This window comes from Mesorhizobium sp. M0761, from assembly GCF_040320205.1.
GTDB lineage: Bacteria > Pseudomonadota > Alphaproteobacteria > Rhizobiales > Rhizobiaceae > Mesorhizobium.
This window is the reverse complement of the sequence record NZ_JAMYPF010000009.1, coordinates 184,597-199,034: the sequence shown is the minus strand read 5'-3', so window position 1 is coordinate 199,034 and position 14,438 is coordinate 184,597. Positions and strand designations below refer to the sequence as shown.

At 63.5% G+C, this 14,438-nt stretch carries 5 protein-coding genes; all 5 read right to left on the bottom strand.

What is annotated here, in order from left to right; genetic code table 11:
• Positions 1 to 17 precede the first annotated feature (17 nt).
• The 5 genes from NKI32_RS17365 to NKI32_RS17345 all read right to left on the bottom strand — a co-directional run bounded on the left by NKI32_RS17365 (position 18) and on the right by NKI32_RS17345 (position 14,172).
• Positions 18 to 1,649, bottom strand: a complete 1,632-nt coding sequence (locus NKI32_RS17365) for a tetratricopeptide repeat-containing sulfotransferase family protein (protein WP_353003055.1) — start codon at positions 1,647 to 1,649, stop codon at positions 18 to 20.
• A gap of 35 nt (positions 1,650 to 1,684) precedes the next feature.
• Complete coding sequence (locus NKI32_RS17360) at positions 1,685 to 2,356, bottom strand: outer membrane protein (protein ID WP_353003054.1); 672 nt, start codon at positions 2,354 to 2,356, stop codon at positions 1,685 to 1,687.
• A gap of 194 nt (positions 2,357 to 2,550) precedes the next feature.
• Complete coding sequence (locus NKI32_RS17355; protein ID WP_023682911.1) at positions 2,551 to 3,303, bottom strand: heme ABC transporter permease; 753 nt, start codon at positions 3,301 to 3,303, stop codon at positions 2,551 to 2,553.
• 173 nt (positions 3,304 to 3,476) lie between these two features.
• Complete coding sequence (locus NKI32_RS17350; protein WP_023672897.1) at positions 3,477 to 5,249, bottom strand: glucan ABC transporter ATP-binding protein/ permease; 1,773 nt, start codon at positions 5,247 to 5,249, stop codon at positions 3,477 to 3,479.
• 343 nt (positions 5,250 to 5,592) lie between these two features.
• Positions 5,593 to 14,172: a glycoside hydrolase family 94 protein gene (locus NKI32_RS17345; protein ID WP_353003053.1), complete on the bottom strand. Its 8,580-nt coding sequence runs from the start codon at positions 14,170 to 14,172 to the stop codon at positions 5,593 to 5,595.
• Positions 14,173 to 14,438: the final 266 nt, after the last annotated feature.

Below are 14,438 nucleotides of genomic sequence, written 5' to 3'. Positions count from 1 at the left end.
GTTCGGGCGAACTGAAATCAGGACGGATAAACCGGACCCAGCGCCGCCTTCAGCGGATCCAGCGCGTCGCCATACAGCTTCCAGCGCTCGACCGAGGATGAATAGATCGGCTGGCGCACCTGCCAGCGGCTCGGCGTCCGCACGGTGCGCTCGGTCTCGTTGAAACGCAGGCAGGCATCGTCCCACTCGACGCCGAGGAATCCGATCAATCCACGGGCGCGATTTTCGAAATCGGCGACCGTTTCTTCATAGGGCATGTCGTGGATATTCAGCGGGATGACCTTGGTCCAATGGCGCATCAGGCGGTCATACTCCCGGTAATACTGCCCAAGCTTGGTAAGATCGGCATTATAGCCGTGCGCCTCGGAAAAATTATGCATGAAACAGGACGCGCAATTGTCCATCGGGTCACGCCGGCAATGGATGATGCGGGCATTCGGCAAGATCAGGCTGATGAAGGCCAGCAGCTCGAAATTATGCGGCATCTTGTCGACGACAAGCCGCGCCGTGTTGTTGCGCTTTTTGAGATCGTCGAGATATTTCGATCCAAGCTCCTTGGCCTTGGCCGCAGTGAGCGCCGCCATGGCCTTGGTGAAAATGGCTGGGTCGAGCTTGTCGAACCCAAGTTCGCCGGCAAGTGAACGAACGGTCGACAACTCGCCGGCGCCATGGATATCGCGATGACTGGCGCATATCTGCTCGGTCAGCGTCGTTCCCGACCGTGGCATGCCGACGATGAAGACCGGGCGTCTGGATGGATTTCCCAAATTGGCTCGCGCCTCGAAGAAGCCGGCGTCGAAAGTGTCGATGAAGCTGTCGTAAAGCTGGGTGTGCCGGTCGATGTCGAAATCATTGCCGGAAATCGCCTTGGCCCTCGCGAAATGGCGGATTGCCGGGCGATACTCGCGCTGATCGTTGAGCATCTTGCCGGCGGCATGGTGCAGCACCACCCGCTCGCGATCGGTGGTCGTCGGCAATTCCAGACGAGCCCGTATTAGAGGCAGCGTCGGATCATCCTTGACCGCCCGGCGCGCCAGCGCCATTCCGGCCAGCGCTTCGACATGGCCCGGGTCGATGGCAAGGGCCTTGCTGAAGCATTCGACCGCCTCGGCCGGCCGTCCAATGTCGGTGAGCAAATCACCCATACCGGCAAGTGCCATCACCGACTGGCCGTCGATAGCCAGCGCCCGGCGATAGAACCCTTCGGCAACGTCGCCCTCGAGCTGGCTGCGGTAGGAGCGGCCGAGATTGCACAGCGCTTCGATGAGCCCTCCGTCGAGCTCGATCGCCTTTCTCAGATGTCTGCGCGCCTTGTCGACGTTGCCGGTGACATTGTAGGCATTGCCGAGATTGTTGCGGAAGATGGCGTTGTCCGGTTCGAGCTTGACCGCCCTTTCCATATAGGCAATGGCGGCGTCATGATGCTCGGCCTCGATGGCGAGCGTGCCCATCAGGTTCAGCGCCATGGCATTTTTGGGCTGCGTGCGAAGCACCGTCTGGTAGCAGAACTCGGCCTCGCGAAAACGCTTGCGCCGTTGCAGGTCGATGCCGCGCTGCAATGTCTTTTCCGCCGGCTCACCGGCGGTCGGCAGCGAGGCTGGGATCATTGCCGGCAGGCCCAGGGGTTGCCGGCGTGGCAAGAGCGGCATCCGTCAAATCCCGGTCGCGGCCTGCGACGAACCAATCAGAACTTCAGGGTAACGCCAAGCTGGAGATTGTGGGAGTACAATTTGGCGTTCTCGTATGTGCCGCCGCCATCATTGTCGTCTAGATCCACGCTTGTCACGGCCTTAAAGCGGTAACCGAAATCGAGGTCGACATTCTGCGTTACCGCGTAGGTAACACCGGCGCCCACCTGGCCGGCGAAACCCCAGCCGCCAGGCCCGTATCCAAAGGCGTGGCCATCAAAGTGAGTATCGGCGGTAACATAGGCCGCGCCGAGACCGCCGCCGACATAGAGTTTGGCATCACCAAAATGCGCAACATCGGCCCAGACGTTGGCGAGAAGATAGGTGGCCGACAGATTGCCGGAAGCCGGATAGTTGCCGACGCCCGTGTAGCTGTATTCGCTTGCCTTGTAGCGCGCGTAGGACAGTTCGCCTTCGACACGAAACACATCGTTGATGCGCCGACCGACAGCGCCGCCGATTACGAACCCGGTATCAAGATCGATTGAATACCCAGTACCATTGTAGTCCGTTTTCACATGGTTCGGGAAACTGGCGCCGCCGAAGAGCGTGACGTACCAGAGATCCTCCGCCCTCGGAACGTCGACAATCGCGTCGGCGGCGTAGGCCGAACTCCAACCAAGCGCCAATGCAAATGTCGAGACGCCAGCCAACAAGCGCAGTTTCATCGCCGATTCCCTCGCTACAACTAGTGACTGGTATCACTCTTGCTTCGCGGCCGAGCTGTCAAGAAAGCAAACGAGATCAAGGAGCCAAGCGAAGTCGGGAACAATCTTTTGAGAATTCTTGTTGCTGCACCGCAACATAGCAGCACATGCTAATGTTTGGCGGCAGGCGTATGGCTTCGGTTTTGAAAATCGCGCTAGTCGGCCTGCCGTGCCGCCACCCTGCGCATGGCGATCACCCGCCGGCGGCGGATTTCGGTGCGCATCGCCGTCAAATGCAGCGCGAAGAACAGCACGGTGAAGCCGAGCGCCATCACCAGCAGTGGCCATAGCAGGCTGGGATCGATCGTCGGTCCGCCGAGCCGGAACACCGAGGCCGGCTGGTGCAGCGTGTTCCACCAGTCGACCGAGAATTTGATGATCGGGATGTTGATGAAGCCGACGAGCGTGATGATGGCGGCGGCCCAGGCGGCGCGGCTGGCGTCATCGAGCGCACGCGTCAGCGCGATGATGCCGAGATACATCAGGAACAGGATGAAGACCGAGGTCAGGCGGGCGTCCCAGACCCACCAGGTGCCCCACATCGGCTTGCCCCAGATCGAGCCGGTGACCAGCGCAAGCGCGGTGAAGGTGGCGCCGATCGGGGCTGCCGACTTCAGCGCGACATCGGCCAAGGGATGGCGCCAGACCAGCGTGCCGAGCGCGGCGACGGCCATCACCGTGTAGCACATCATGGCGAGCCAGGCGAAAGGCACGTGGATATACATGATGCGCACCGTGATGCCCTGCTGGAAATCCTCAGGCGCGGCAAAGCTCATATAGAGACCGATGGCGAGCAGGATCGCGGCGATCGACGCCAGCCACGGCACCAGCCTATCGGCCAGCCCGACAAAGCGCGTGGGGTTGGCGAGGTCGGTCCAGCCGGCGAGGCGTGAGGAGGTATCGCTCATAAGGTCTAGATAGACCGGCGGCGCGTTCGGGGCAATCGAGGGAGTGTCGCAGTCTTATTTACCCTCCCCCTCGTGGGGAGGGTCGCTGCGAAGCAGCGGGGTGGGGGTGGTGGGGCACTACCCCCACCCGGACCCTACGGGTCCGACCTCCCCACAAGGGGGAGGTAAAAAAGCTACGCCGCTTCGATATTCACCGTGCGGCTGAGACGGCGGACTTCCTCGTCGTTGAGCAGGCCGCCGGCGCGCAGCAGGCTGGCGAAACGGCCATTGCGCAGCGACAGTTCGGCGAAGCCGCCCATCTCGACCACCTTGCCCTTGTCCATGAACACGACCAGGTCGGCGTCGCGGACGGTGGTCAGGCGGTGGGCGATGATGAAGGTGGTGCGGTTGCGCCTCAGTTCGTCGATGGCTTCCTTGACGCGGTCCTCGGTCTCGACATCGAGCGCGCTGGTCGCCTCGTCGAGCACCAGAATCGGTGCGTCCTTGAGCACGGCGCGGGCAATGGCGATGCGCTGACGCTCGCCGCCCGAAAGCTGGCCGCCGCGCTCGCCAACGACGGTGTCATAGCCGGCGCTCTTGGCAAGGATAAAATCCTGCGCGGCAGCCGCATTGGCGGCGGCGTGAACCTCGTCATAAGTCGCCTCGGCACGACCGACGCGGATGTTGTCCTCGATCGAGCGGTTGAGCAGGCCGGCATCCTGGAAGACGGTGGCGATCGAATGACGCAGCGACTTGCGGGTCACCGTGCGGGTGTCGATGCCGTCGATCAGGATACGGCCATGAGACGGCGAGAAGACGCGCTGCAAGAGGTTGATCAGCGTCGTCTTGCCGGCGCCGGTCGGGCCGACGATGGCAACCGTCTGCCCGGCCTGGACCTCGAAGGAGACGTCGTCGACGCCCTGCCTCGAATTGGCAAACTCGAAGCCGACATTCTCGAAGCGGACGTGGCCGGTGACGTTGGTGAGGTCGCGCAAGCCGTCCGGCTCGGCGGAGTCGGCGGCCGAATCCTCGAGGTGATAGAAGTCCTCGAGCTTGGCGCGGGCTTCCGAAATCTGGTTGGCGAAAGCCGACATCTGGTCGAGGCGGGCAATCAGCAGCGTGGCAAAGCCGGTGAAGGCGATGACGTCGCCGATCTTGAGCTGGCCATGGGTGACCAGATAGGCGCCGATCAAAAGCACAACCATCATCGAAATGGTCGACGACAGGCGGTGCAACGCATTGGCCATCGCCCACCAGTCGAGCACCGGGTTCTGCGCGTCGAGCAGGTTCTTGACATAGCGGCGCAGCGTATCGGCCTCGTGACCGAGACGGTTGTAGCTCTGCAGCACGGCGACATTGCTGACCGAGTCGGTCACATGCGCGAAGACCTGATGGTAGTGGCGCTCGACCGCGGCTTGGCCCGCCTTGGTGCGCTTCATCACAAGCCGGCCGATGCCGACATAGAGAACGCCCAGCGCCATTAGCACCAGCGACATGCGAAGATCCATGCTTATCGCGGTCGGAATCAGCAGAGCCAGCGCAACCGCCGTCGACAGATGCTGGCGCATGAATTCAAGCCACAGGCTGAACAGCGTCTCGACGGCGCGCAGCAGCGTGTGCAGCGCGTTGGAGGTGCCGCGCTGGTGGTGCCAGGCGAGCGGCATGGTGATCACGCGCTCGAACGACTGGCACAGCACCTCGCTGCGCCGCTTGTGGGCAAAACGGTCGGCGCCGCGCGCCACCAGCACGAAGGCGACGATGTTAAAGGCGCCGAGACCGGCCCACAGCGCCAGCGTCGAAAACACCGAACCCTTATCGGAGATGGCGTCGATTACCCGGCCGAACATGATCGGCTCGAGGATGGCGATAATGGCGAGCGCGACATTCGCACCGCAGATAAACGCAACGCGCTTCCTGTCGGCTGCGAGATAACCCAGCGCTCTCCAGTAGATTTGCAGAAGTGACACTTCAGCTACTCCGCCCAAAACATTATTGTGCACCGCACCATTTCTTGACACGTACCGGTTAACGGGTCGCAAAACAATGCCCGTCTACCTCTTCCGTTCCCATTCTGCGAACAAAAGATGACGACGTTGCGAAATCTGCCGTGATCACCTAACGGTTTGAGATAAAAGGTGAAATGTCAGTCTTGCGGCAAAATCATGGCAGCAGCTGGCGCTGCCACATTTTTAGTCACTGCACGCTTGGACCGCCGTTATCGGGAAGGCACGCCGTTCTGCGTCAGGAGCATGCCGAAGTAGAAAACGCGCGCCTCGAAAGGCGCGCGTCAATAACCTGAAGCCTTTGATTTTACGCGGGTATCTTGACGACCACCTCGGTCTTGTCGCCGGCTTTCGGCTGAAAACCGGAAGACTTTGTCTTGGTCCCATTGACTTCGAGCGAGATGGATTTGGCCTTTTTGTCGCGGATGACGCGAACCTTGATCTCCGACCCCAGCATCTTCAGCGTGGCAGAATAGCCGTCCCAATGGCTGGGCAGTTTCGGCCGGAACGTGATCTGCTTGCCCCGCCGCTCAATGCCCAGAATTCCTTCGACCGCAGCACGGTAGAGCCATCCCGCTGAGCCCGTATACCAGGTCCAGCCGCCGCGACCGCCCTTGCCCTCACCGGAATAGATGTCGGCGGCGACGACGTACGGCTCGACGCGGTAATGCTCGGCCGATGCATCGTCGAGCGCATGGTTGACCGGGTTCAGCATCGAGAAGCAGCGATAGGCATCGTCGGTGCGGCCCATTTCAGCGAGCGCGATGACAAACCAGGTCGCCGCATGCGTGTACTGGCCGCCGTTCTCGCGCACGCCCGGCGGATAACTCTTGATGTAACCAGGGTCCTTTCTCGTGTTCTGGAAGGCCGGGGTAAACAGTTTGACGATCTTGAGCTTGTCGTCGACCAGCAGGTTCGTCGCCTGCTGCATCGCCGTGGTCGAGCGCGCGGGGTCGCCCTCGCCGGAGAGCACGCTCCACGACTGCGCGATGGAGTCGATCTTGCACTCGTCCGAATTATGCGAGCCAAGCGGCGTGCCGTCGTCGTAGCTGCCGCGGCGATACCACTGGCCGTCCCAGGCGGTGCTTTCCAGCGCCCGCTTCAGCACATCGGCGTGTTTTGTCCAGGCCTGCGCCCGTTTGGTGTCGCCTTGCCCCTTGGCCACGGTGGTAAAGTCGCCCAGCGTCTTCAAAAGGAACCAGCCGAGCCAGACACTCTCCCCCTTGCCGGCTTCGCCGACGCGGTTCATGCCGTCGTTCCAGTCGCCGCCGAGGATCAGCGGCAGCCCTGCCGGGCTGCTGCGCTTGACCGCAAGGTCGAGCGCACGCGCGCAATGGTCGTAGAGCGACGCGTTCGTCTTGGAGATTTCCGGCGTGAAGAAGGCGTCGTGCTCGCCTTCGCCCAGCACCTGCCCGTCGATGAAAGGCAGCTGCTCCTTCAGGATCCCTGTATCGCCGGTCACCTCGATGTAGCGATTGGTGGCATGCGCCAGCCAGACCACATCGTCGGAGATCATGGTGCGCACGCCGGCGTCGGTGCGCGGCAACCACCAATGCTGGACATCGCCTTCGGGGAACTGCCGGCGCGCCGCATTGAGGATCTGGTCGCGCGCCAGTTTCGGATCGTGCGCAAGCAGGGCCAGCGTGTCCTGCAGCTGGTCGCGGAAGCCGAAGGCGCCGCTTGCCTGATAAAAGGCCGAGCGGGCGCGGATGCGGCAGGCCAGGCTCTGATAGGGCAGCCAGTGATTGACCATGGCGTCGAGCGCCTTGTCGGGCGTCTCGACCTGGATGGTGTCGAGGAAGCCGCGCCAGACGCGTTCATTGTCGGCCAGCCGCTGGTCGAAATCCTTGCCCGAATGGGTCTGCACCAACGCGCTCGCCTCGGCTGATGTGGCGGCGTCGCCAAGCAGCCAGACCAGCGTGACGTCGCCGCCGGCGGGGATGTCGATGTCGCTGGCGACAGCTGCGCACGGATCGTCGCCGGCCTCGACGCGGCCCGACAGGCCGGCGCCGCTGACGACGGCGTGCGGGAAGGCGCTGGTGCCATGCCTGCCGATGAACTCGCCGCGATCGGCTGTCACCGAATGCACCGGACCAGTGGCGGCCAGGAAGGCCACCCGGTCGCCGAAATCGAGACCGTAGGGGTTTTGCGCCAGAAGCGCGCCAGTCGCTGGATCCCTGGACGGGATGATGGTCGCAGCCGTGCTCGAGCGATGGCTGCCGAGGACCCATTCGGCATAGGCATAGACGCGCAGCCGCGCCGGCGCCGAGCCTGAGTTCTGGATGCGCAGCCGCGTGATCTTCACTGGATCGACGGGATCGACGACGTGCGTCAGATCCATCGACAGCGGGCCGCGTTTGGACCGGAAGGTGGAGAAGCCCTGGCCGTGCCATGTCTCATAGGTCATCGAGGGATCGCGGACCACGGCAGCCAGCGGCGAGAATGCCTTGCCGCTGGCCTGGTCGTAGATGTAGATGCCCTCGCCCGGCCGGTTGGTGACCGGATCGTTCGACCATGGCGTCAGCTGGTAATCGCGGCTGTTGCGGCTCCAGGTGAAGGCAGCGCCTTCGGCCGAGACATGGAATCCGAACGAGGCGTTCGAGACGACGTTGATCCAGGGCTGCGGCGTCGAGCGCCGCCCGGCAAGGCGGGTGACATAGTGGCGGCCGTCGCCCTCGAAACCGCCAAAGCCGTTCCATTGGCTGAGGCCGCTGCCGTCGGCGCTGCTGTCGGACGCGGCATGGTATGCAGGCGCCGCCGGCACCGGCAGAGACGGCTCGCGCAGCGACGCGGGGGCCACCGGCTGCAGGGCATCGCGTGCTTGCAAGGCTGCCGCCTCGGCGCGTTCGATCTGGTCGAAGATGGTGCCGTTGCGCGTGTGCAGAACCACGCGGGCAACCGCCAGCAGCGTCTTGTACGTCGCCTCGTCCATCAGGTCGCGGCGCACGGCGAAGATGTGCTGGCGCGGCCCGAGTTCCTTGCCGCGCAGGCGGCTGTTTTCGCACAGCGTCTCGACCGCGCGCTGCAGGTCCTGGACATAGGACGATGCCTGCTCGTTGACGACCACGAAGTCGATCATCATGCCGCGGGCGCGCATATACTCCTGGAAGCGCAGCGCCTGGGCGACAATTTCGAGGTCGGCCACGTCGCCGATGCGGACCAGGAAGATCGGGAAATCGCCCGAAATGCTGGTCGGCCACAGGCTGGACTGCTTGCCCAGCCCCGAAGCGATGGATTCGCCGGGAAGGCGCAGGAACGGATCGGGATAGATCAGGAAGCGCGCCAGCTTCTGCACGTTGGCGGCGTCGGTCAGGCTCAGACCAAGATGGCGGGTCTGCACCTGCGAACGCGTCCAGGCAAGCATCGCCTGGCGAGCAAAACTTTCGGGATGGTCGAGCCTGGCGATGGCCTCGTCCAGTTCGGCGCGGTTGGCGCCGACGGCGGTCCAGAAGGTCAGCGATATCTTCTTGTTGGCCGGCACCCGCACCTGGCGGCGCAGGGCCGCTACCGGATCGAGGGTGAAGCCGTGGTGACCGCCAAGCTTGGCGCCGGGATCGAAGGCCGCCGCTTCCGCGATGGTACGGCCACGGCCGATGAAGGCACGGCGGTCGGTTTCGGCCTCGGCATCGCGCGCCGACCCGGACGGATCGGTGACGAAATGCACCATGGTGACGTCAGGCTCGTTCTTCTCGCGCTTGCGCCTGGTGGCAAAGATGGCGCCGTTATTGGCAGCGATCTCGGTCTCGATAAACATTTTCGAGAACGCAGGATGGGCATTGTCGGAGGCTTCGTTGCCCAGCACCAGCTCGGCAAAGGAGGTCACCTCGATATGCCGGTCAGTGGCGCCGTCGTTGTAGAGCGTGACGCGCCGTCCCTCGCCATTGCCTTCCGAGATGACGATGCATTCGACCTCCGAACGCAGCGAGCCCACTGTTTTGACGAAGCTCGCCTTGTCGTCGGAAAACAGCGTTTGCACTCTCTCGCCGGTCGCCTGCTTCGGCTCTGCGGTGGCCGACCACCAGTCGCCGCTGCCGGCGTCGCGCAGGAAGATGTAGGAGCCGAGCCGGTCTTCGGTCGGGTCGGGCTGCCAACGGGTGACGGCGAGTTCGCCCCAGCGGCTGTAACCGGAACCGGTGGCCGAGACCATGACGGAGTAGCGGCCATTGGACATGACGCTGGTGGCGCGCAACGCCCTCAGCGGGTCGAGGATAATGCGCGAGTCCGGGCTCTCGACCTCGGTCTCGTCCTTCGAACGCTCGTCGGCTTCGGTCCTGACCGTGGCGGTCGGGATGTCGCGCGGCGCCCTCTCCTGCAGCAGGAGTTCGGCAGACTCGATCACCGGATCGCTATGGAAGCGGTCGCGCAGCCGGCCCTCGAAGATGGCGTCGGCAACGGCGGCGATCGACATGCCGGAGTGATGCGCCATGTAGTTCAGGACAACGGCATGGTCGGTGCCTTCCGGCACGCGCTGCGGCGTGAAGTCGACGGCGTCGTAAAAGCCATGCCGGCCGAGAGCGCCGATGGAGCGCAGCCTAGCCAGATTCTGGACGGATTCGCGCGGTGTGAACTGCGCCGCGAGGATCGTGGCGTAAGGGGCGATCACCGTGTTCTGGCCAAGGCCGCGCTTGAGGCCAAGTCCGGGCACGCCGAAATTGGTATACTGGTAGGTCAGTTCGCGGTCGCGGGCATTGTAGGCCGCTTCCGAAATGCCCCAGGGCACGTTCTTCGAACGCGCGTACTGGATCTGACGCTTGATGATCAGCTTGCTGGTCTGGTTGAGGATCGAGCCCTGCGGTTCCTTCATCACCAGTGGCGGCATCAGATACTCGAACATCGAGCCCGACCAGGACATCAGCGCACCCTGGAAGCCGATCTCGACGATCGGCCTTCCAAGCCGGAACCAATGCTCCGTCGGCAGGTCACCCTTGGCGATGGCGAACAGGCTGGTCAGCCGCGCCTCGGAGGCGAGCAGATCGTAGCAGCTCTCATCGAGCTGGTGCTCCTCGACCCGGTAGCCGATCGAGAGCAGTTTGCGCTCCTGACGCATCAGGAAAGAGAAATCCATCTCGAAGGCATAGCGGCGGCAGCGTTCGCGCAGCGCCAGCAGCTTGGCGCGCAAGGCTTCGACGGCGTTTTCGTCGCTGTGCGAGTCATGCACATGCGCCTCGCAGGTCGCTTCCAGCCGTGCCGCCCAGTCGGCGATAATGTCGCTGCGCTGCGATCCGGCCTCGGTGTGGATGGCGGTGGCGAGCTTGCGGATCTCGCCGGCAAGCACGGCCAGGTTAATGGTGCGGATCGAGGCCATCTCCGGCTGCGCCTTGATGGTCATGACGGCGCGCCGCATGCCATCGAGGCGATCGGCCAGACGCTGGCGCAACGGCCGCAGTTGCCGGCGGTCGTCAGGCAATTCCTCGAGGCTCTCGTCGAGGATACTCACCGTGTCGAGGACGCCTTCGAAATCGCCCTGCAGGTGAACGGACGGGGCTTCCGCCCACTCGGCACAGGCCGCCGCCACCGCGACCAGATGTCCGGCCAGATTGCCGCTGTCGACGGCCGAGATGTAGAGCGGATAGAGCGGCTTGAGCGTCGTGGTGTCGTACCAGTTGAAGAGGTGGCCGCGGTTGCGCGGCATGCTCTCGATGGTCGTCATCGTGGCGTCGATGCGAGTGATGGCGTCGGAGAGCGCAATCCAGCCGAAATCGCGTGCCGACACCACCGACAGCAGGTAGACGCCGATATTGGTCGGCGACGTCCGCGGCGCCACAACCGGCGCCGGGCTTTCCTGGAAATTGTCGGGCGGCAGATTGTGGTGCTCGGCCGTGACGAAGGTTTCGAAATAATGCCAGGTGCGGCGCGCCACGGTGCGCAGCGCGTGGATGTCGGCTTGCGATATGCGCAGGCGGTCCTCGGTCTCGGCCGAGCGGCTGATCCAGCAGGCAACCGCCGGCGAACCGATCCAGAACAGAGCGAAGAAGAAGGCGACGAAGGCACCGGTGGAATCGGCCAGCACGGGGATAGCGAGACCGACGACGCCGATGATCACGGCGCCATACATCATGCTGTAATAGGAGCCGATATCGTTGTCGCCGCCCTTGTGCGCCTGCGACGCGGTGCGCCATTCCAGCAGGTTCTGGCGGCTGACGAACAGGCGGTAAAGCGTGCGCACGATGGCGTCGCCCATCATCCAGGCATTGTGCGCCATCAACAGCACTTTCAGCGCCACAAGGGCCGTGCCGAAGACGGTGTCGTGCGCCAGTGCGGAGAAATGGCCGCGCGGCGTCTGGTCGCCGCTCTTGGGCAGGATGGCGTTGACGACATCGAAGGTCGGCGCCATGAACAGCGACAGGATCAGCAGCGCCTGCCACTGCGCGGCCTGCGTGAAGGGCAGCAGCGTCCAGCCGGCGATCGCCGCCATCACCCAGAAGATCGGGGTCAGCGAGCGGCGCAGATTGTCGACCATCTTCCAGCGCGACAGCGCCGGCACGCCGGAACGCGGCGAGAAGATGAAGCGCAGCAGCTGCCAGTCGCCGCGCGCCCAGCGGTGGTGGCGCGAGGCGTCGACCGAGTAGCGGGTAGGATAGTCCTCGACCAGTTCGACGTCGGTGACAAGTGCTGCGCGCGCCAGCGCACCTTCGAGCAGATCGTGGCTGAGGACGGTGTTTTCCTCGATGCGGCCCTGCAGCGCCGCCTCGAAAGCGTCGACGTGATAAAGGCCCTTGCCGGTGAAGGAGCCGTCGCTGAAGACGTCCTGGTAGAGATCCGAGACGGCAAAGACGTAAGGATCGAGACCGCTGTTGGACGAGAAGACGCGCTGGAAGAAAGAAGCGTCGTCGCCGCTGGTGAGCGAGGCTGTGATGCGCGGCTGCAGAATGGTGTAGCCGGCGGTAACGACGCGCTTTGTCGCGTCAAAATGCGGGCGGTTGAGCGGATGGGCGAGCTTGCCGACCAGTGACGACACGGCGTCGCGCGTGGTGCGCGTGTCGGCGTCGAGCGTCATGACATAGACGACCTTTTCCGGCAGCGGCACGTCGAGCGGCAGGAAGGTGGTGTCGCTGTCGCCGCGCAAGAGAAGGTTCAGCTCATGCAGCTTGCCGCGCTTGCGCTCCCAGCCCATCCAGGCGCCCTGCGCCTGGTTGTAGAGCCGGCGGCGATGCAGGATATAGAAACGCGGCGCGCCTTCCGAGGGATAACGGGCATTGAGCCTGGCGATCTCGTCGCGCGCATATTGCAGGATCTCGATGTCGGCGGCGTCGATCTCGGTCTTGGAATCCGGCCAGTCGGACAGCAGCGCGAAATGGATTTCTTCGGCCGTGTTGGCGAGGTGATGCACCTCGATGTTGCGGATGTTTTCCTCGACATCATCGCGCGAGCCGATCAGCGACGGCACCACGACCAAGGTGCGTGATGCCGCCGGAATGCCGTGCTTGTAGTCATAGCCGACGAGCCGCGTCGGCTTCAGGAACAGTGAAACAACGGTGTTGAAGAAGGCGAGCGCGCCTTCGCTGGCAGGCACCGCAAACAGCGCCAGCATCAGCGTGATGGATTCCACCGACAGGCCGAGATGGGCAAGCGCATTGCCGGAGACAACCAGCAGTAGCACCGTCAGCAGGAAGACCGGCACAACGATGCCGAGCCAGCCCGTGGCGGTGAAGGCGCGCTTGAAGGTCACATGGAAGGGCGGCCGATAGCCGATCGCCTTTTCCAGATCCGGCCGGCGCGGGCCGACCAGGAAGAAGCCGACATCGGTATGCATGGCCGGATCGGCTGATGCATCCGGCACGCCGGAGGCATCGGTGACCCCGGGAACATGGCTGGCCAGCTCGATGGCCTTTTCGGCGACACGGAATTCGGACAGGTCGGAGCGCCGCGCCAGTTGCTCGATCGACGTGCGGTACTGGTCGCGCGAAAAGAAATCGAGCGCGGCGAAATCGGTGCGCTCGCGCAACAGCGTGTCGATGCGGCTGACGCCCTCGAACCACACCGTCCAGTCGACGTCGTTGATGAGGCGCAGGCCGCGGATGATGTTGCCGGTGGTGACATTGCCGCTGGACAGCGTGCGATGCTCGGAAATGATGATTTCCTCGGCGTCGGAGCCGGTTTTCTCGAGCTCGACCTCCAGCCATTCCAGCGCCCTGCCGGCATTCTGCGAGCCGTCGCGCAGGCGGTAGAGCAACTGGGTGGCGAAGGTGGTGTCCTGCGCATGCGCGCCGTAGCCCGACAGGATCTTCCGGCGGTCTGCATTGTCGTCGGTCGCCAGCACGCGGTCGGCGACCTCGTTGGCGATATGGCGCATCTGCCTGGTGCGGTCGACGCGCACGGCGATGCGGCGCAGATTCTCGATCAAAACGAAGCGCAGCAGCGACGGCAGCGCCCACAATTCGCCGATCTTGAGCGGCTCGACCGACTGAAAACCCTCGACGATGGATTTGAACATGGTCGCCGAAACCGAACTGTCGGAATGGGCGACATAGCTCCAGGCCAGGGCCAGCGCGCGCGGCACCGCGGCGCGGTTGGCCACTTCCAGGGTCGGCAACTGCCGGTAGAAACGACGCGGCAGGTCGCGCTTCACCTGAAAAATGGTCTCCTCGACGAGATAATTGTTGTCGAGCAGCCATTGCGCGGCAGGCGTGATGGTTTCGCCCTTGGCCTGGGCGGCATTGGTCGAGCGGTAGACTTCGAGGATTTTCTTGGCGCTGTCGCGGATGCGGGCCTGGAAATCGAACTGCGTCAGGCCGAACAGGTCCTTGATGTCGCCCTTGGCGAGGCTTTCGCCCAGCGCGCGCAGCCGCTCTTCGGGCAGGAAATTGGAGCGTATCGGCTCTTCGGTGATGACCGGGAAGCCGGCGCTGGACTTTTCGATATGGGCAGGATTTGTCTGGATATTCATTGAAAATTCCGCATGGGGGACGCGATGCGGCGCCACCGCCACGGCAATGTCCCTAAAACCGATTCAAATGCAATTGGTTGCATGATTACACTGGCCGAAAGTTTTGCTTCTCACCACGCCAGAGGCGTTATCCCTTCGACATTTTAAGTGGGGCTTTCGACAACTTAAGGACGAGCACCCCTGCCCTCCCGTCCGCCTTGGAACGACGGAAGGATTCGGGCTTTTTCGTGATCCAGACAACAGCTTACGCCAGATTTCTCCGGCGT

Bases quoted from the DNA above. Each gene is read 5' to 3' on its own strand.
- NKI32_RS17355 (WP_023682911.1), bottom strand. From the start codon at position 3,303: ATGAGCGATACCTCCTCACGCCTCGCCGGCTGGACCGACCTCGCCAAC.
- NKI32_RS17360 (WP_353003054.1), bottom strand. From the start codon at position 2,356: ATGAAACTGCGCTTGTTGGCTGGCGTCTCGACATTTGCATTGGCGCTT.
- NKI32_RS17345 (WP_353003053.1), bottom strand. From the start codon at position 14,172: ATGAATATCCAGACAAATCCTGCCCATATCGAAAAGTCCAGCGCCGGC.
- NKI32_RS17365 (WP_353003055.1), bottom strand. From the start codon at position 1,649: ATGCCGCTCTTGCCACGCCGGCAACCCCTGGGCCTGCCGGCAATGATC.